The 18,345-nt window shown below is 73.2% G+C and carries 17 protein-coding genes and 1 pseudogene; 9 read left to right on the forward strand and 9 right to left on the reverse strand.

Annotated elements, in window-relative coordinates; all coding sequences use genetic code 11:
• Positions 1 to 114: 114 nt before the first annotated feature.
• The 4 genes from ACFY04_RS09790 to ACFY04_RS09805 all read right to left on the reverse strand — a co-directional run bounded on the left by ACFY04_RS09790 (position 115) and on the right by ACFY04_RS09805 (position 5,544).
• Complete coding sequence (locus tag ACFY04_RS09790) at positions 115 to 657, reverse strand: FABP family protein (RefSeq protein WP_389115365.1); 543 nt, start codon at positions 655 to 657, stop codon at positions 115 to 117.
• Between the two features lie 140 nt (positions 658 to 797).
• Positions 798 to 2,873, reverse strand: a complete 2,076-nt coding sequence (gene fusA, locus ACFY04_RS09795; protein ID WP_389115366.1) for an elongation factor G — start codon at positions 2,871 to 2,873, stop codon at positions 798 to 800.
• Between the two features lie 510 nt (positions 2,874 to 3,383).
• The gene (locus ACFY04_RS09800) at positions 3,384 to 4,760 is read right to left on the reverse strand and encodes a sensor histidine kinase (RefSeq protein ID WP_389115466.1); all 1,377 of its coding nucleotides are present in this window, start codon (positions 4,758 to 4,760) and stop codon (positions 3,384 to 3,386) included.
• Positions 4,761 to 4,866: 106 nt separating this feature from the next.
• Positions 4,867 to 5,544: a response regulator transcription factor gene (locus ACFY04_RS09805; protein WP_351154969.1), complete on the reverse strand. Its 678-nt coding sequence runs from the start codon at positions 5,542 to 5,544 to the stop codon at positions 4,867 to 4,869.
• Between the two features lie 135 nt (positions 5,545 to 5,679).
• On the opposite strand from ACFY04_RS09805, the gene ACFY04_RS09810 reads away from it, so the two are divergent.
• Entirely contained in the window at positions 5,680 to 6,312 is a 633-nt protein-coding gene (locus ACFY04_RS09810; protein WP_389115367.1) for a hypothetical protein, read from the forward strand.
• Between the two features lie 30 nt (positions 6,313 to 6,342).
• Here ACFY04_RS09810 and ACFY04_RS09815 read toward each other — a convergent pair whose 3' ends face one another.
• A complete protein-coding gene (locus ACFY04_RS09815; protein ID WP_389115368.1) occupies positions 6,343 to 7,563 on the reverse strand; it encodes an FAD-dependent monooxygenase in 1,221 nt (406 codons plus the stop codon).
• Between the two features lie 56 nt (positions 7,564 to 7,619).
• Positions 7,620 to 9,512, reverse strand: a complete 1,893-nt coding sequence (locus tag ACFY04_RS09820; protein WP_389115369.1) for a hypothetical protein — start codon at positions 9,510 to 9,512, stop codon at positions 7,620 to 7,622.
• Positions 9,513 to 9,694: 182 nt separating this feature from the next.
• Here ACFY04_RS09820 and ACFY04_RS09825 point away from each other — a divergent pair, with 182 nt between their 5' ends.
• The 4 genes from ACFY04_RS09825 to ACFY04_RS09840 all read left to right on the forward strand — a co-directional run bounded on the left by ACFY04_RS09825 (position 9,695) and on the right by ACFY04_RS09840 (position 13,324).
• Entirely contained in the window at positions 9,695 to 10,144 is a 450-nt protein-coding gene (locus ACFY04_RS09825) for a hypothetical protein (RefSeq protein ID WP_389115370.1), read from the forward strand.
• Positions 10,141 to 10,716, forward strand: a complete 576-nt coding sequence (locus ACFY04_RS09830) for a sigma-70 family RNA polymerase sigma factor (protein ID WP_314245814.1) — start codon at positions 10,141 to 10,143, stop codon at positions 10,714 to 10,716. The genes ACFY04_RS09825 and ACFY04_RS09830 overlap by 4 nt, the downstream gene beginning before the upstream one ends.
• Positions 10,717 to 11,642: 926 nt before the next feature.
• A complete protein-coding gene (locus tag ACFY04_RS09835; RefSeq protein WP_389115467.1) occupies positions 11,643 to 12,473 on the forward strand; it encodes an IclR family transcriptional regulator C-terminal domain-containing protein in 831 nt (276 codons plus the stop codon).
• Between the two features lie 116 nt (positions 12,474 to 12,589).
• A complete protein-coding gene (locus ACFY04_RS09840) occupies positions 12,590 to 13,324 on the forward strand; it encodes a hypothetical protein (protein WP_389115371.1) in 735 nt (244 codons plus the stop codon).
• 19 nt (positions 13,325 to 13,343) lie between these two features.
• Here ACFY04_RS09840 and ACFY04_RS09845 read toward each other — a convergent pair whose 3' ends face one another.
• Entirely contained in the window at positions 13,344 to 13,994 is a 651-nt protein-coding gene (locus ACFY04_RS09845; protein ID WP_389115372.1) for an HAD family hydrolase, read from the reverse strand.
• 533 nt (positions 13,995 to 14,527) lie between these two features.
• On the opposite strand from ACFY04_RS09845, the gene ACFY04_RS09850 reads away from it, so the two are divergent.
• A complete protein-coding gene (locus ACFY04_RS09850; RefSeq protein ID WP_389115374.1) occupies positions 14,528 to 15,367 on the forward strand; it encodes a dienelactone hydrolase family protein in 840 nt (279 codons plus the stop codon).
• An 18-nt stretch (positions 15,368 to 15,385) separates the two neighbouring features.
• Here the strand turns inward: ACFY04_RS09850 and ACFY04_RS09855 are convergent, their stop codons facing one another.
• Positions 15,386 to 15,790 carry a RidA family protein gene (locus ACFY04_RS09855; protein ID WP_389115375.1) on the reverse strand — a complete coding sequence of 135 codons (405 nt, stop codon included), beginning with the start codon at positions 15,788 to 15,790 and terminating at the stop codon, positions 15,386 to 15,388.
• A gap of 281 nt (positions 15,791 to 16,071) precedes the next feature.
• Here ACFY04_RS09855 and ACFY04_RS09860 point away from each other — a divergent pair, with 281 nt between their 5' ends.
• The 3 genes and pseudogenes from ACFY04_RS09860 to ACFY04_RS09870 form a co-directional block, all read left to right on the forward strand.
• A complete protein-coding gene (locus tag ACFY04_RS09860) occupies positions 16,072 to 16,866 on the forward strand; it encodes a class I SAM-dependent methyltransferase (RefSeq protein WP_389115376.1) in 795 nt (264 codons plus the stop codon).
• 46 nt (positions 16,867 to 16,912) lie between these two features.
• A complete protein-coding gene (locus ACFY04_RS09865) occupies positions 16,913 to 17,683 on the forward strand; it encodes an MBL fold metallo-hydrolase (protein WP_389115378.1) in 771 nt (256 codons plus the stop codon).
• A gap of 133 nt (positions 17,684 to 17,816) precedes the next feature.
• Positions 17,817 to 17,963, forward strand: a pseudogene (locus ACFY04_RS09870) (IS5/IS1182 family transposase); the annotation flags it as partial.
• 21 nt (positions 17,964 to 17,984) lie between these two features.
• Here ACFY04_RS09870 and ACFY04_RS09875 read toward each other — a convergent pair.
• Complete coding sequence (locus ACFY04_RS09875; protein WP_389115379.1) at positions 17,985 to 18,311, reverse strand: hypothetical protein; 327 nt, start codon at positions 18,309 to 18,311, stop codon at positions 17,985 to 17,987.
• Positions 18,312 to 18,345 lie beyond the last annotated feature (34 nt).

Here is an 18,345-nt window from a genome sequence, read left to right on the forward strand (position 1 = left end):
CACTCCCCACGGTCACGGCCTTCGGCTCCGGCCTGCCACCGAGTGTGCGACGGCGCGGGCCGCAGCACCCGCAGCCCGTGCCGGGGCACCCGGGTGATCTCCCGGAGACGCCACCTACGACGGGCGCCGCCGCAGGTGCGTCGTGAGGTGGTGCTGCAGGGGCTGTCCCACGGCGGCCATGTCGTGGACGACCGTCATCTCGCCGTTCCCGACCGTGTAGTGCCGCCGGGTGCCGGTGACTTCCTTGGCCAGCGGCGTCAGCGCCACGTCCTTGGTCCCGATCTCGAACTCCGTACCGGACACGCGCCCGACGTACGTCTCCACGATGCCCGTCGGGTGGGCGAGCACGACCTCCAGCGTGGCATCGGGAGTCACCCGCCACCACCCGGCCTCACGGCCCGCCGGCCGCACCGGCGCCCCGGACCCGTCGATCAGCCACGCGCGTGCTTCGTAGCGCAGGAAGGGGCGGCCGTCGTGGCTGAAGGTGATCTCCTGCTCGTAGCGGAAGTCCTTCTCCAGGGTCGGGTACTCGCCCTGCCCCCGGCCGTGCCAGCGTCCGAGCAGGGGCAGTACGGGCCGCAGCAGCGGGTGCGGCTCGGGGCCCTCGCCGAGGACGTGGCTGTCAGGGTAGGGATTTTCCTGCACCGACTCGAACATGTTCACCTTGTCTGTCTGCGAGTACCGCCGAATCCCGCAGCTTAGTGGCAGGTGCGCGCCCGCCCCGCCCCCGGCGAACGGGGGCGGGGCGGGCGGCGGTCGGGCGGCCGTCGGGCGGGCACCCGGCGGCCACCCGGCGGTCAACGGACCGGCAGGGCCCCCGCGACCGAGGCCGGGACCGGTGCGAGACCGGCCGCCCGGGTGGTGAAGGTGCCCCGCCCCTGCGTCCGGCCGCGCAGCCGGGACGCGTAGCCGAACAGCTCGGCCAGCGGCACGGCCGCCGTGATCACCGCGGTCCCGGCCTCCGCCGTGGAACCGGACACCCGGCCGCGGCGGGCCGCGAGATCACCCAGCACGCCCCCGACACCGTCCTCCGGAACCGTCACCGTGACCTCGGCGAGCGGTTCCAGGAGCTCCATCGTGCTCAGGCGCAGGGCCTCGCGCAGCCCGAACCGGCCCGCCGCGCGGAACGCTATCTCCGAGGAGTCCTTGGAGTGGGTCGCCCCGTCGGTGAGCGTGACCCGCAGCCCCGTCACCGGGAACCCGCCGAGGGGGCCCTCGGCGAGCGCGTCCCGGCAGCCGGCCTCCACGGCGCGCGCGTACTCCTGCGGCACGCGTCCGCCGACGACCGTCGAACGGAACTCGAAGCAGGGCTCCTCCAGCGGCTCGACGTCGAGGACGACGTGCGCGAACTGGCCCGCGCCACCGTCCTGTTTGACATGCCGGTGGACGAGGCCGCTGACCCCGCGCACGACGGTCTCCCGGTAGGAGACCTGCGGCCGGCCGACGACGACCTCCACCCCGTGACCGCTGCGGATCTTCTCCACCGCGACCTCCAGGTGCAGCTCGCCCATGCCCGACAGCACGGTCTGGCCGCTCTCCGCGTCGGACCGCACCACCAGCGACGGGTCCTCCTCGGCGAGCCGGGCCAGCGCCACCGAGAGCCGGCCCGTGTCGCTGTTGCGCCGCGCCTCGACCGCGACCGACACCACCGGCTCGGCCACCGAAGGCGGTTCGAGGACCAGCGGGGCGCCCGGCGCGCACAGGGTCGTGCCCGCCCGGGCGGCCTTCAGCCCGATCACCGCGACGATGTCACCGGCCACCGCCTCCTCCCGTTCCTCGTGCCGGTCGGCCTGGACCCGCAGGATCCGGCCGACCCGCTCCGTACGGCCCGTGGCCGCGTCCAGTACCGTCGCGCCCTTGCGCAGGGTGCCCGCGTAGACCCGCAGGTACGTGAGCCGCCCGGTCGCCGTCGCCGTCACCTTGAAGGCGAGGGCCGTGAACGGCTCCGCCGGGTCGGGGGCGCGCTCCTGCTCCACGCCGTCCTCCACCAGCCCCCGTACCGGAGGCATGTCGGAGGGCGACGGCAGGTACGCGAGGACCGCGTCCAGCAGCGGCTCGATCCCGCGGTTGCGGTACGCCGATCCGCACAGCACCACGACACCGTCCCCCCGCAGCGTCAGCTCCCGCAGGGCGCGGACCAGGGTCCGCTCCGTCAGGGCCGAGGCCGAGCAGAACTCCTCCAGGGCGTCGGCGTGCAGCTCCGCCACCGTCTCCTCCAGGAGGCGGCGGCGCCGGGCCGCCTCCTCCCGCAGCGGCTCGGGGACCGGGCCCACCTGGTAGCCGTCGGAGCCGGACCGCCAGTGCAGCGAGCGCATCGCCAGCAGGTCGACGACGCCGGAGAACGAGTCCTCCGTTCCGATGGGCAGCTGTACCACCAGCGGAACGACGCCCAGGCGTTCGCGGATCGACGCGACCGCCGTGTCGAGGCCGGCGCCCGCCCGGTCCAGTTTGTTGACGAACGCGATCCGCGGTACACCGTGCCGGTCGGCCTGCCGCCACACCGTCTCGCTCTGCGGTTCGACCCCGGCGACGGCGTCGAACACCGCGACCGCCCCGTCCAGCACCCGAAGGGAACGCTCGACCTCGTCGGAGAAGTCGACGTGCCCCGGGGTGTCGATCAGGTTGACGCGGTGACCTCCCCAGGCGCAGCTCACGGCCGCGGCGAAGATGGTGATGCCGCGATCGCGTTCCTGGGGGTCGTAGTCGGTGACGGTGGTGCCGTGATGGACCTCGCCCCGCTTGTGGATGGCACCGGTCGCGAAGAGGATCCGTTCGGTGATGGTGGTCTTGCCGGCGTCGACGTGGGCGAGGATGCCCAGGTTGCGGACGGCGGTGGGGGAAGTCGTGGTGCGGGGCTGCCTGTTGGCGCGCATGGCCCGAGGCCTTTCGAGTGTGCTGAGGAAGAGGGCGGCGCGATTCCCCGAAGTCGCCCCGGTCCTTCCGGGCGGCCGCAGCGCAGAGCGGCGCCGCCGCCTCGTCCGGAACGAGTCCGGGCAGGAGGACGTACGGGCTCACCGGCTTGCGGGTGTACGGAAGGCAGGAGGGGACGGAACCCTAGAAGTGGGTCACGGGCATACGGTGACGGCCGCGCAGCCGGCACCGCCCGCTGCGAGACACGGGGATCACGTCGTACCGGGTCGGGGGAGCGAAGGCGGCGGTGCGGTACGTGCACATGGCGCGGCTCCCCTTCTCTTCACTCGGCATCAGGCGCGCAGTGCCCTGTCGGCAGCGCGTACGGCGAGTCTAGTGATCGCGTCCTGCCGGGGCACCGGGTTTTCCTGCGCCTTCCGTGGAGGGGCGTGGCCGCTGCCTGGCCCTGGTCGGCCGAGGCACCCCGCCCGCCTACAGCTGGACAGACCGGCACCCGGGCCGCCCCGGCCCCGTCAGGGCCGGGGCGTCGCCGGCAGGCGCAGCACCAGCCGCGCGCCGGCGGCTCCGCCCGCGCCGCCCTCGGCCGTGAGCGTTCCGCCGTGGTGGGTGCTCAGGTCGCGGGCGATGGCGAGCCCCAGTCCGGCTCCGCCGTGGTCGCGGCTGCGCGAGTCGTCGAGACGCGTGAAGCGCTCGAAGATCCGCTCCCGGTCGGCCGCCGGGATACCGGGGCCGTCGTCGGCGACCTCCAGCACGGCGGTACCCGGCCGCGCGCCGTGCGTCGTGCGCAGGGTGACGTCCACGCGCCCGTCCGCGTAGCGTTGCGCGTTGTCGACGAGGTTGGTGACGATCCGGCCGAGCCACAGCGCGCCGGCGGTGACCTCGACATCGGGTTCCAGCCGCAGCCGTACGGGGACACGGTCGCCGAGCCGGCTCTCCACCACCTCGCGCACCAAGGCGGTCAGGTCCAGCGGGGCGGCGGCCACCGGCTGGGCCGCGTCGATCCGGGCGAGCAGCAGCAGGTCCGCCGTCAGGTGCTGGAGCCGTTCGATATCCTCCAGGGCCCCGGAGATCAGCTCGGGCCACAGTTCCGGGTCCTGGACGGCCAGCGCCACCTCCAGCTGGGTGCGCAGGACGGTGATGGGGCTGCGCAGTTCGTGGGAGGCGTCGGCGATGAACTGCTGCTGGCGGATCCCGGAGGCCTCCAGCCGGTCCAGGGTGGCGTTCATGGTCTCGGCCAGCCGGGCGACCTCGTCGTGGGTGGCGGGCACCGGCACCCGGCGGTGCAGGCCGCGGTCGGAGATCTCGGCGACCTCGGCCCGGATCTCCTCCACCGGGCGCAGCGCATGGCCGGTGACCCGCCAGGTCACCAGGGCGACGGTGGCCAGCAGCAGGGGCATGCCGATGACGAGAGCGGCGGTGGTCGTGTCGTCGGCCGCGTCCGCGTCCCGCAGGGAGGCGCCGGCGTAGACGGTGGCCATGCCGTCCGGGGTCTCCGTGACGACCTGTACGACCCGCTGCCGGTACTCACCGTCCAGCGGGCGGACCCGCCACGTGTGGAACCGGGTTCCCGGAGCGCCCGGACCGGGCGGCGGGAAGGCGGGCACCCCGGCCAGGTTCGGGCTGGCGAACAGGACACGTCCGTCGGCGCCCACCACCTGGACGAAGTCGATGCCGCGGGCCGGCGGCCGTACGCGGCCCAGCTTCCCGGTGGCGGCGAGCTGCGCCACGGTCTCGGCCTGGCGCCGGGCGTCGTTCTCCGCGTTGCGGAGCAGGTTCGCCTCCAGCAGCCCGAGCAGGGCGAACGAGGCGAGCGCCAGGGCCACGGCCACCACCGCACTGGCGCCCGCGGTCGCCCGCGCCCGTACCGTGGTCGGCCACAGCCGCCGCAGCACCGGCCACCGGCGCAGGATCGCGCCCGGGACCGCGCCCGGGACCGCGCACAGGGCGGCGCGCACGCGCTCGCGCAGGCCGGGACGCCCGGCCTCGGACCCGGACTCAGCCACCGTCGGCCGCCAGCCGGTATCCCGCTCCGCGTACGGTCTCCACCGCGGCGCGGCCGAACGGCGCGTCCATCTTGCGGCGGAGGGCGCTGACGTGGACCTCGACCACATTGGGATCGCCGTCGAAGGCGCTGTCCCACACCTGTTCCAGGATGTCCCGCTTGGGCACCACCTCGCCGGAGCGCCGGGCCAGGTACTCCAGGACCGCGAACTCGCGCGCCGTCAGCCGGATCTCCGTACCGCCGCGGGAGCAGGAGTGCCGGGCGGGGTCGAGCAGCAGGTCGCCGAACCGCATCACCTGGGGCCGCCGACGGCCCGTACGCCGGCCGAGCGCCCGCAGCCGGGCGACCAGGACGAGGTAGGAGAACGGCTTGGACAGGAAGTCGTCGGCGCCGGTGTCGAGCGCCTCCGCCTCGTCGTACTCGCCGTCCTTCGCCGTGAGCATCAGGATCCCCGACTCGTTGCCGGCCGCGCGCAGCTTCGCGCACACCCGGTACCCGTTCAGCCCGGGCAGCATGATGTCCAGCACGATGAGGTCGTAGTCGTGCTCCGTGGCCATCCACAGGCCCTGGGTCCCGTCGTGGGCCACATCCACCGAGAACCCCTCCGACTGCAGCCCTCGCTGCAGGGCCACGGCGAGCCGCCGTTCGTCCTCCACCACCAGTACGCGCATGCCGGACAGGATCTCAGGACCGTCCCACCGTTGGCTGAAGAGGTCTTCAGGTGGCTTCAGCGGGGCTTCAGCTTCCGCTCAGCATGCTCTGGAACGAGCCGCGCACCGCGCCCGGTTGTCCTGAGGAGTGCCTGTATGCCTGATTCTGTCCCGCCGTCCGAGCAGGCCGAGACCGCCGCCGTGACCGCCCCGGTGACCGCCCCCGAGGCGGAGGCCCGCAAATCCGCGGCCCTGGGCCGCCTCGTCCCCCGTGGCAAGCGCGCCCGCTGGGTGGCGGCGGGCGCGGTCGCGGTGGTGGCCGTCGGCGCAGTGACGGCGGTGGCCGTGGCCGAACACCATGACCACCACATGCGCGTCGACCGGGGCCCGCGCATGGCCTGGGCCGGACCGGGACCCGAGGGCGGCCTCCGGGGCGGCCCGCACGCCGCCGAACCGCGGCACGAACGCGAGCAGGGCGAGCCCGGCCGCCCCGCGGGCCCCAAGGCGCCCGGGGAGCAGGGCCGTCCCGGAGGCGCCGGCGGGCGCGGGGGCTTCGACAAGAGCGCCCCGGCGCCCGCGCCCATCCCCTCCCTGGCCATCGGCGAGGCGGCCGAGAAGGCCGCCGCGGCCGTGCCGGGCGGGAAGGTCGCGGGCCTGCGCGCGGTCGCCCAGGAGGGCGGCGGCAGCGCCTGGCTCGCCGTGGTCATCGGGTCCGACGGCGTCCGGCACGCGGTCACCGTGTCCGGCACGGACGGCACGATCACCAGCAACACCACCAAAGACCACTAAGGACCACTAAGGACTACCAGGGGCCGAGGCCTACGGGGTCATGGCCCGGCCCCCGATACCGGGGGCGCCGCCGAGCTGGCCCCGCCACCAGGCCTCCATCTCCGCGCCGTCCATGCCCGCCCAGGCCGGGGTCCGCTCGACCTGGGCGCGGCCCAGCCGGCGGGCCAGCGCGACCAGCTCCCGTCCGGCGGCGCCGCGGGTCTCCTCGTAGCCGCGCAGCAGTTCCCCGAAGGACCCGCAGCGGCGCCAGCCGTCGGCGAGGGCGGTGGCGTCCTGGAGTGCCTTGGCGGCGCCGCTCGTGTTGTGCGGGCGTACGACGCTCGCCGCGTCCCCCGCGAGCAGCAGCCGGCCGGCGGCGGTCCGCGTGGTCTCCATGTCGTAGATCGGCTGGACGAAGGTGTCCGCCGGGTCGGTCAGCGCGAGCGCCCGCGCCCAGTACGGCGGGAACTCGCGATCGAGCAGCGCCGCCAGATGCCCCGCCAGTGCGGGGGTGAGGCCGCCCGGCGGGAAGCTCGTCGGATCGCCCTGGCGCAGCTGCCCGTCCTGCGGCGGAGAGCCGTAGAGCACCCAGTTCACCCGCGGTCCGTCCGGCCCCGGAATCCGGTAGATGACGCAGGAACCGCCCGGGAAGCAGACCGTGGTCCCCGCCTCCGGCACCGAGTCCGCGACGCTGCCGAGCCCCGCGAGCCGCGCCGCGTCGAAGTTGCCGCGCCAGCACACGTAACCGGCGTACTGCGGACGGGAGTCCGGGCAGAGCGCCGTGCGGACCACCGACCGGTACCCGTCAGCACCGACCACCAGGTCGTACCGCTCGACGGACCCGCCCGCGAGCCGCACCTCGACGCCCGCGGCCCCGGTCTCCTCGACCCCCGTCACCGCCTCTCCCTGCCGGTAGACCACCGAGTCCGGAACGGACTCCCGGAGGCCCTGCCAGAGCAGGCCCCAGTGGTAGGAGTGGAAGGGGAACGGCTGCTCCCAGATCACCCGGCCGCCCGCCCCGTGGGCATCGTCGCGGACCACCCAGCGGCGCCGCTCCAGCGGGTGCGCGGCGATCCCGCCGGGCAGCGCGCCGCTCGCGCCGAGCTCGGCGGCCCGCTCGTTGTGGATGCACAGGCCGACGCCCCGGTCCTGCAGCCGTCCGCGCGTGCGCTCCAGTACCACCACCTCACCGGCGCCCGCCCGCGCCGCCGCCGTCGCGACGGCGCACCCCGCGATGCTCCCGCCGACCACCGCGATCGTTCCGCCCCGCATAACCGCCTCCGCCTCCTGTCGATGCACACCACATGTCGTGCCCCTCACGGGGCCGGTCACTCCTCCGACGACCGCGTCGCCGGGGGAGTCGGCCGCGCGGAACCCTGGAGGGCCAGTGCGGTGAGGACGACCAGCGAGTCCGTCCAGCCCAGGGGCGCCACGGCGGACGGCAGCCCGGCCCCGTTCACCGTCTCGGGGAGTTCGCCCAGCCCGTTGCGCTTGGACAGCACCCAGTCGAGCACCCCGCCGGCCTTCGCCGGCTCACCGGTACCGGCCCAGGCGAGGGCGAAGAAGGAGGTGCTGGCCGTCCACGCGTACGAACCCCAGCTGAAGGACGGGTCGTTGCCGGGCGAGACCCCGCCGTTCGGCAGCAGCAGCGCCCGGTAGGTGGAGTCCAGCGCCTCGCCGAGACCGGCCGGGGCGGCGTTGAACGGGGGTGCCATGAACGCCACCGCGCTGTCCCGGCCGTGCTTGCCGTCCACGGTCCGCTGGTACCCGAGCGGGGCGAAGGAGGTGGCGATCGCGGCGGACAGCCGCCGGGCCGCCTCCCCCCAGCGCTCCGCATCCGCGCTCAGGCCCAGCCGCGTGGCCAGGTCGGCCGCGGAGTTGAGCCCGGCCAGCAGGGGAGCGGCGGTACCGATGTTGGCCGTCGCCGTGTCCAGCTCCCAGTAGTCCGGGGAGGCCGGAGGCAGGCCGTCCGGCCCCAGGGAGCGGGCGGCGTAGTCGGCCGCCTTGCGCACCATCGGGTAGAGCTCGCGCAGCCGCTCGTCCCGCCCGCCGGGCGGCGCCGCCCGGTACCACTGCCACGTGGCCCAGGGCACCCAGCCGTTGCCGTCCAGCTGCCACTTCCGCGCGTCCGGCGGCCCGCTGCCGTCCAGCTCGGTACGGGCCTCCCAGGTCCCGTCGGCCCGCTGGGTGAGCGCGTCGTAGCCCAGGATCCGGTACGCCTCCTCGTCGTGCCCGGTGGCGGCGAAGGCGACCGCCGCGAACGCCCCGTCGCGGGGCCAGGAGTACTCCCACGGCGGCGCCCACGCCGCCGCGAACGCCCCGTTGGGCTTCAGCAGCGCCCGCATCGACAGCAGGGCGCGCTGTGACGCGGCCCGCTGCGCGGCGGTGGTCCCCGGCACCGTGCCTGCGGCCAGCCACGCGCGGCTCTCCTCGACCTGCGCCAGGGCACCCGGGTCGTCCGCCTCGACGACCGCCGACGCCGGGGCCCCGTCGGGCAGGTACCGCCACCGGCCCGACGGCAGGCGCAGCACGTTGCTCCCGTCGACGTAGGAGGCGCCCACGGCGAAGGAGGGCAGGACGGCCTCGGTGGCGACCCGGTTGGTCAGCAGGCCCGACGTGCGGGCGGCGAGCGCCGAGGCGGGTACGTAGCAGGGCTCGGTCTCCCCGCAGCGCTCGCTGCCGGTGGGATTGACGTGGAAGGCGAGCCGGGAGCCGTAGGCGTGCCAGCCGCCCCAGTACGCCCTGTCGTAGTTCCAGCTGGTGAGCGAGCCGGGCACCGGCCGCGTGGTGCCGTACCAGGCGATCGGCCCGCTCTCCGCGGTGCTCGCCTGGAGGAACAGGTGGTACGTGGTGCCCGCGGTGACGGTGGCGCTCAGCGGGAACTCGACCCAGCCGGCGCCGGCGCCGCCCAGTGCCGCGAGGTCCAGGGTCGTCGAGGCGATCACCGAGTCCGCGTCCGCGCGGACCCGGCGGACCTGCGCGGTCACGGTGCCCGTCGCCGCCCCGCTGCCCAGCCAGACACTCACCCGGGAGAGCCGGGTGCCGTCCACCGTGAACTCCTGGGCCGCCGCGTTGTTCGTGGCCTTCACGCTGAACAGCGCGCTCTCGTGGCCGGCCTGGCCCTCGTAGGCCGCGGCGGCCGCGGTGTGCGGGAGCGCGGCGGGCACACCGGTGAGTGCCAGGCAGAGCACGGCGGGCAGCAAGGTCCTCGCGAACGCCATATGTACAGCCCCTTCCTCCTCGACGGGCGCGCGGGGCCCAGGGGGCCGGGGCGCCGAAAGCTGGACCCACCATGCAGGCACGGGGCACCGAGGAGGGGGGAGTCGGGACGTGTCCCACCGGATGGGGCCGCAGCGGCATCCGATCGTGTGACAGAAACAGCGGAGGGGACCCGTTCGGGCGCGTGTCGGCGGAGGCGGCGCTCGGCAGGCACGCCGGGGCGCGCGCGGGCGAACCGGGGCGCGCGAAGAAGCGGATGCGCTTCCTTCTGAAGATTTTCAGGGACCGGCTTGCACGATCGGGCGCGCTTTCCGATGGGGTGGTGAACAGGAGCACCTGGTGCTCCACGGCTGCCGGTTCGGGGGCAGGCAAGCCGGTTGCTCTTGATCCACTTGAAAGGTTCCGCGCCGACGTGAATGTTGCCGAGACGGTCGCCCTCCCGCTGTTAGTCACCACTGCCCGCTATCTCGTGATCGATGTGTTCAGGGCGCCCATGCGCCTGCCGGGCGCGGGGGTACGGACGGGAACCGGCGGACCAGCCGCCGGCCACCGCCGTGCCGCTCCCCGCGCCCGCCACCATGAGGTCCCCGCCGCCCCGGTGCGCGGTGACGAACAGCTGTGGGGGAGCGTATGAGTGAAGGCGATTTCGATCCATCGGGGGACCAGGCGGTCTCCAGCGAATTGGCCGGCGTACTGCCGGTGGACTTCACCGCTTTCCATTCCCAGCAGCACCGTGCCTATCTGCGCTACGCCCACCTGCAGCTGGGAAACCCCAAGGACGCCGAGGAAGTCGTCGACGACGTGTTCACCTTCCTGCTGAAGGTGTGGCGCCAGGCCCTGAAGGAGGCGAGCCTCCACGGCTTCGCGTGGGCGGTGCTGCGCGAGCACGTGGAAAGGCGGCTGGCGGCCCTGGGCCGGCAGGTGGCGATGGTGGAGACGGCGTGGTTCGCAGCGCTGCGCCGCTCCTCCAGAGAGCGGCTGGAACTGCTGGAGTCGAAGCTCGGGCTGTACGCGGCGATCGCGGGCCTGTCCGAGCGGCAGTACGACGTGGTGCTGCTGGCCTTCCTCCTGGGCAACGACTCCGACACGGTCGCCCGGATGATGGGGATCACCCCCGCGACGGTCCGCTCGCACATCCGCGGCGCACGCCGAACCCTGTCCCGCAAGCTCGGGGTGGACTGGATCCCCGGAGAGGAGAAGGACTAGTGAGCGACATGCCCCGCCACCGCGACATGCCGCTGTGCGAACTGGACGCGGCCCTTGCGGACGCGACGGTACTCGCGGAGGAGTACGCCGGATACGACGAGGGCGCAGCCCGCCGTCGGATCGCCCGCCGGATCGTCGCCGACCGCGCCCGCTCGGCGACCGGCACCACCGGCCCCCCCGGCTCCGCGACCCCGCTGCCGCGGGGGCTGGCCGCATCAGCACCCGCATCAGCATCCGCATCAGCATCCGCGTCCACAACCTCAGCAGCAGCCGACGACCTCGTCCTGGACGCCGCCTGCCATGTGCGCGCCGCCCGGGGTCTGGACGACCTCACCTGGTGCCTCGTGGAGAGCCGGGCCTTCGCCGAACTCGCCCTCGACGCCGACTCCTGGCCCCACGGCGGCGACTCGGCCCTGCTGTTCGGCTGCCTGCTCCATCTGGCCGACCGGATGGAGGACGCGCAGTTCTGGTTCCAGTACGCGGCCGGGGCGGGCTCGCAGACCGCCGCCCACTGCCTCTACCTCCTGCACCTCGCCCGGGCCGAGGTCGCGACCGCCCGCCACTGGAGGCGCCAGGCCCGGACCCTGCCCCCGGAAGAGCACCTGCCGCTCCTGCCGCAGCTCCCGGAACACCTCGAAGAGGCCCTCGGAGCCTCCGTCATCTGGACCACCCCGCCCATCACCACCCAGGATCTCACCGCCCTCACCACCGGACCCGGAGGGGCCGGCCGGTCCCCGTGCCGGCTCCCCGCACGCCTGCGCCAGGCGCTCAAGACCCGCCCTCGCAAGGAGCACCCCGACCTGGGGGAGGTAGTCACCCCCGGCCCGCAGGTGGCGGTCGCCGTCGCGCAGTACGCCCGGCTCAACCCCCTGCACCTGACGGACCAGGCGAACGCCTGGGCCCTCGAAGCACTGAAAGAGCCCCAGCTGACCCACGCCGCCCGGAAGACCCCCGAAGGACGCCCCGCCCCCGCCGCACTGGAATCCGCCCACCAGGCGCTGCGGGTCCTGGAAGTCATCAACCGCTATTCGGGCGGCGTGAACCTGACCCAGATCGCCCGGGAAACGGCACTGCCGCAACTGGTCCTCGCCCGGGCCATGGAGCAGCTGATCCGCGCGAACCTGGCCACCCCGACCGGACCGGACGCGTACATCGCCGGCAACGCCCTCCTGCTGGCCGAATCGGCGAACGGAGACGGACGCGGGCACCTGCACGAGACCCTCGCCTGGGTGCGGGACGCCGTCGGCGCCGCCGTCTACGTCGCCCGCTACACGGACGGCGAGGTCTCCATCACCCAGTACGCCGACGGACCGGGCGCACCCGTGGTCGAGGAGTGGGTCGACTTCCGTGTCGCCGCCCACGCCTCCGCGGTGGGCAAGGCGCTGCTGACCCAACTCGACTACGACGACCGGAAGGATCACCTGGCCCGCCACCGGCTCACCCGGTTCACGCCCCACACCCTCACCAGCCAGCAGGACCTCTTCCATCAGCTCGACAGCCGCCCGCCGAACGCCCCTCTCCTCGACCTGCAGGAGTACGCGATCGGCACGGTGTGCGCGGCGGTGCCTATCACCGCGGGCCCGAAGGCGGAATGCGTGGCCCTGTCCATCCCGGTCCCCGACCCCGGCCGGCTGAAGCAGGCCGCCCGGCTCCTGCAGAGCGAGGCGGCCGCGGTCTTACTCGCCCTGATCGTCGTCGGCAGCACCCCGCCCACGGCACTCCGGCCGGAGGGCACCCTCCTGTCGCCGACCGCCTAGCGCGCGGTCACGGCGGAGGACGGGCCGCCGCACCCCGGTGCGGCGGCCCGTCCTCCGCCCCCGGGCGCGCCGCCGCGTGAGATGCGGGCCCGCGCCCCGCATGGGATAACGGCACCATGGCAGAGTCTCCGGCGGCCACGGCCGCGGAAATCAAGATCAGCTTCGCCGGGGCCGAGGCGAAGGCCGCCTTCGACGCTCTGGAGCTCGACCGGGACGAGGGGAGCCGCCGGGCGATCCATTTCTGGGACAGACCGCAGTGGGCGGCCGACGGTACGGTGACTCTGCCCCTGCTGGTTCAGGGCGTCATCCTGCGTCGGCGCCGGGACGACGAGGGGCCCGCATCCGAGCGGGAGACCGACCTGACCGTCAAACTGCGTCCCTGCCCCGCGCTGCCGGCGCCCTGGCGGGAGGACCGGGAGGGCGAGGACTGGAAGTTCAAGATCGAGGAGGACCGGACCGGCCCGGAGTTCACGCCGGTGCCGTCGGCCTCGCTGGAGGCCGAGGGTGGCCCGCCCGAGCTGCTGCTCGTCGAGCAGCAGCGGGAACTCCTGCGCGTGGCCGAGGTGGCCGAGGCGGATCTCGTCGGCCTGACGGCGCTGGGCCCCGTACACGCCGTGAAGTGGAAAGAGGAGTGGGACGAGCTGCCCGGCAAGGTGGCGATCGAGGAATGGCGCACCGACAACGGCCTGCGCTTCCTGGAGGTCTCGGTGCGCTCGGACATCGCCGACGCCGCCGAGGTCCAGACGCAGCTCGAACAGGCCCTGCAGGACCGCGGCATCACCCTGCCGCCGTTCGGCGAGCGCAAGACCGAGGCCGTCATGACCGCCCTCGCCCGCGACGCGCACCTCTGACCTCCGGTCTGCCCGCGGGTCAGCCTGCGGCGATGAGGCCGGGCAGGTCGCGCATGTCGTGGAAGACGACGGTGCCGGCGCCCTCGAGCCGTTCGGCCCGGGTCAGTCCTCCGGCGTAGCCGAAGGCCCGCATGCCGGCGGCGCGGGCGGCCTCGACACCGGGGCGGCTGTCCTCGACCACCGCGCACGCCGCAGGGTCGACGCCCATCCGCCGCGCCGCGTACAGGAACAGGTCGGGGGCCGGCTTGCCGCGGCGGACCTCGGTGGCGCTGTAGATGCGGCCCTCGAAGTTCTCGTAGAGGCCCGTGCGGCCGAGGGTGTGGCGCATCTTGTCGTGCGAGCCGCTGGAGGCGACGCAGGTCGGCAGGGTGATCGCGCCGAGTGCCTCGGGCAGTCCCTCGACGGCGGACAACCCGGCGTCCACCGCCTCGCGGTGGCGCTGTTCGAACAGCTCCCGCCAGTGATCGGCCGTCTCGTCGCCGACCCGGGCGGCGATGTCCTCGCGGATGGAGGCGCTGGAGCGCCCCATGAAGCGGTCCATGACCTCGTCCTCGGTCAGCGGCCAGCCCAGCTCCGCTCCCAGCGCGACCTGGATGGGCAGTGCGATGCGTTCGCTGTCGACGAGTACCCCGTCGCAGTCGAATATCACCAGTTCAATCGGCTTGATCATTCCCGCAGCATAGAGGCCGCCCCCGTTCGTCAGGGGGTGACGATGGCGAAGTCCGGGTCGGGGGAGTCGAGGTAGGCGAAGAGCTCGGCGACGACGGCGGGGTCGCCGTCGAGGGCCAGGGCTCCAGGGCGGCGACGAAGCCGCGGGTGGCGTCGTCGAAGTCGGCGCGGTCGGCGAAGGCGGCCCTGCCGCGCGCCGCTCGGTGAGCGGCGCCGATCGATCCGGAGGCGTCGTGTCCGGGGCCGTTCTCCATCGGGTGAGCCTCCTCGGGCGGTACCTGACCGGCCCCGACCGGACCGGGCGAGGGGCCCGCGGCGGGCGCCGCCGCTCCACCCCAGCCTCGCCCGGCCGCACTCCGCACGCCCGGCGCGGTCCGCCGTCCGGGTGAGCGGGGAGGGCCGGGCCACCGTGGTGCCGTCCCGCCCCGCCCTGGGCCCCTGCATCAAAACGTGTCCCGTTCGCTTGACCGGAAGGCTCTACTTCTCGGTAACTTGATGTCGTCCAGGAGACGGCCGTCGGAAGGAGCGGGGCACGTGGCAGACCACGATCTGAGCGGGTTCGAGAAGAGCACGTTTACCCATGACGGTGCCACCCGCCGGATCCTGCGCCGGGGCACGGGCCCCGCGGTGATCGTCATGGCGGAGATCCCGGGCATCACCCCCAAGGTCATCGAGTTCGCCGAGCACGTCGCGGCGTCCGGCTGTACGGCCGTGCTCCCGGTGCTCTTCGGTGAACCCGGCCGTGACGCGGATCCCGGCGCGGTCGGCCGGTCGAGTGCCGCCCGCTACATGGCCTCGTCGCTGTGGCGGGTGTGCGTGAGCCGCGAGTTCACGCTGCTGGCCACGGGGCGCAGTTCGCGCGTCGTACGGTGGCTGCGCGCCCTGGCGGCTGCCGAACACGAGCGCTGCGGAGGTCCTGGGGTCGGCGCCGTCGGGATGTGCCTGACCGGCGGATTCGCTCTGGCGATGGCCACGGACGAGCGCCTCGTCGCCCCGGTGCTCTCCCAGCCGTCGCTCCCGCTGGCCTGCACCGCGAGCCGCGCCGGCGCCATCGACATCAGCCCCGAGGACCTCGCGGTCGTCCGCGGACGCTGCGAGCGTGAGGGGCTCCAGGTGCTCGGGCTGCGCTTCCGGGGCGACCGGCTCGTCCCCGGCGACCGGTTCGCCCACCTGCGCCGGGAACTCGGCGACGCCTTCGTCGCCGTCGAGCTGGACGCGAGCGCGGCGAATGCGCAGAGCGCCCTCGCGCCGCACTCCGTCCTGACGGAACACCTCATCGACGAACCGGGACAGCCCACCCGGCAGGCGCTCGACACCGTCCTCGACCTGTTCCGCACCCGGCTGCTCGGGGAACGGCCCGCTCCTGCCGTGTGACCCGCCCGCGCTACCCCCTCAGCCCTCTTCCCGGGCGATGACCGCGTCGACCTCCACCTCGACGAGCCAGTCGGGACCGATGAAGCGGGACACCTCGACGAAGGTGGTGACGGGCCGGACGGAGGCGAACCGCTCACCGTGCGCACGCGCGGCCTCCTGCCACCGCGTCACGTCGGTGAGCATGACGCGGGTCCGCACGACGTCCTCCAGCGAGGCACCGGCCTCCCGCAGGGCCCCCTCGGCGATGTCCAGGCACCGTACGGTCTGGGCGTGGACATCGCCCGGGCCGACGGTGGAGCCGTCGTCCGCGAGGGGAGCGGTCCCCGCGACGGCGACGTACTGCCCTGCCCGCACCGCGCGGGAGAAGCCGATCCGAGGCTCCAAGGGCGATCCGGAGCTGACCTTCCGATGTATGTCTGTCATCTCTTCATGCTGCCAGGCGCATGACTGACGAGGCGTCACGCCCCTGGGCGCGTTGCGTGGACCGGTGGGGCATCGAGTGGCAATCTGGGCGATATCGCCGCAAACATCCATGTTCGTGAACTATCCGTGCGCACGCCGTGCCGAGCCTTCCGCTTCCCGGGACAGTCCAGTGGTTTGTATATGTCGATCACCGACGTATGGTGGGATCTGAAGATCCTTCCCGACGGCAGCCGCGCCTGCCTGCCGCCGGGGATTCATGTTGCGATGGAGACGGAGTGCTCATGGCCACCAGGAAGAACCTCACCGCGAACCGGGAATCCCTCCTCCACAAGGTCCGCTACGCCGCGAGCCGTCCGCACCGCATCGCCCCGTACCTGAAGCGGGCCGCCCGCGACCGCTGGCTGGCCTTCAAGCACCCCGACCACGTCAGCTACTACCGGGCCGTGATGGCCTCGGACACCCGCCGCAATCCCGAGGCCGCGGTCGGCAGCCAGACCCACGAACGCTGGCTCGCGCTCGGGCAGATGCAGTTCGACTACCTCCTCGGGCACGGTCTGAAGCCCGGTGCGCGCATGCTGGACATCGGCTGCGGCAACCTCCGCGCCGGCTGGCGGTTCATCGACTACCTCGACGCGGGCCACTACTTCGGCATCGACATCTCGCCCGACATCCTCATCGCCGCGAAGCGGACCCTTACCGAGCGGGGGCTCCAGGCCAAGGTCCCGCACCTGACCCTCACCAAGAACTTGACGCTGGACTTCCTCCCCGACGGCTACTTCGACGTCGTCCACGCCCACAGCGTCTTCTCGCACTCACCGATCGACGTCATCGACGAGTGCTTCGCCCACGTGGGCCGGGTCCTGGCGCCCGGGGGTCACTTCGACTTCACCTTCGACCGCACCACCGGCACCGAACACCAGGTGCTGCGCGAGGACTTCTACTACCGCACCCAGACCCTCGCCGACCTCGCCGCCGGACACGGCCTGTCCGCACGCTTCATGGAGGACTGGGAGGAACTCGGCCACGGTCAGTCCAAGATCCGCGTCAGCGTCGCCGGATCCGGCATCGACGCTTAGAGAAATTGTCAAAACCTGTGGATTACGCGTTCTATACACTCCCCGGATGACCAGCGATCCCCTCTGCCTCACCGTCCTGGGGTGTGCGACGCCCTATGCGAGCGTGGACAACCCGTGCTCCGGCTATCTGGTGTCCAGCGGCGAGACTCGGGTCTGGGTGGACGCGGGCAGCGGGACGTTGGCACAGCTGCAGCGGCATGTGCGCCTTGATGAGGTAGACGCGATCTGGATCTCGCACCTGCATGCCGATCACAGCGCGGACCTGCTCACCGCCTATTACGCGGCGCTCTTCGCGGACATTCGGCTTGCCGCGCCCATCCCCCTGTACGGGCCGCCGGGCATCGCTGACCGGCTGGCCCACTTCCTGACCAACAGCGCGACGCGCAGCCCGGTCGAGTCCGCCTTTGCCGTCCATGAGCTGCACGACGGGCACCAAGCGCGCGTCGGCGCCCTCACTTTGACCAGCCGTGCAGTAGAGCACGGCATCCCGGCCTTCGCGGTGCGCATCGAGGCCGAGGGCCGATCGCTGGTCTACTCCGGGGACACAGCACCGTGCGCGAACCTCACGCAGTTGGCCCACGGGTGCGATGTGCTGCTGTGCGAGGCCGAGAGCACCCAGGCGCCGACCGAGGGCGACCGGGTGCACCACACGCCCGAAGACACCGGCGACACGGCCGGCGCGGCCGGGGCAGGCCGGTTGATCGTCACCCACGTCGGCCGTTTCCTCACTCCGCAACAGGCGGTGGCACGCGCCTCGGCCCGGTTCAACGGTCCCGTCGACTATGCCGCTCCCGGCGTCACCTTCTCGATCGGCTAGGCCGCAACGTCCTGGGGCCGTTCGATGAGGCGGCCGCGTTCGAGGCGGGGTCCGCCTCGGACGTGCTCCTTGTCCTCGGCGTTGTGGATGCTCCTGGATGGCCTTCTTCGCCGCGGGCTGGGCCGACTTCGGGTACGTGCTGCGGACCGGTGTCGCCTGGCGCGGTGTTCCGGCCGAGACCGTGGGCTGCTCCGGGGCGACGGCCTGGCGCCGGCTGCGGGACTGGACCGGAGCCGGCGCCAGGCCGCGTCTGCATGCCGCCCTGCCGACCGAACTGCGCGCGCACCCTTGGGGGCTGCACTCAGGCGAGGTCGAAGGTGTGGTTCGCGGAGCCGTCCCAGTCCGGTGCCTCCGTCAGCGAGAGGGTTCCATTCTCTGCCTCGACGACTCGCACCATGATCCCGCCGCGATCCTCGCTGGGAAACGCAAGGGAGAAGTGGGGATCCATCTCCATGAGGAAGTCCCAGCCCTCGCGCTGGGTCGTGTCGAGGGCGTTGGCATGCCGGCCGGTTGCCCGCAACGTGCCGACCGCGTCGACGGTGACGGTGATGTCGATGTCGTACATCTCAAGGCAAGTCGAGTGATTGGCCCACCATTCGAGGCGGGCCCGACCTACGAATCGATCCATGAGCACACTGTGCACGGTGCCCAGGCCGGACGGG

The sequence above is a fragment of the Streptomyces sp. NPDC001549 genome, assembly GCF_042894025.1.
Lineage (GTDB): Bacteria > Actinomycetota > Actinomycetes > Streptomycetales > Streptomycetaceae > Streptomyces > Streptomyces kutzneri.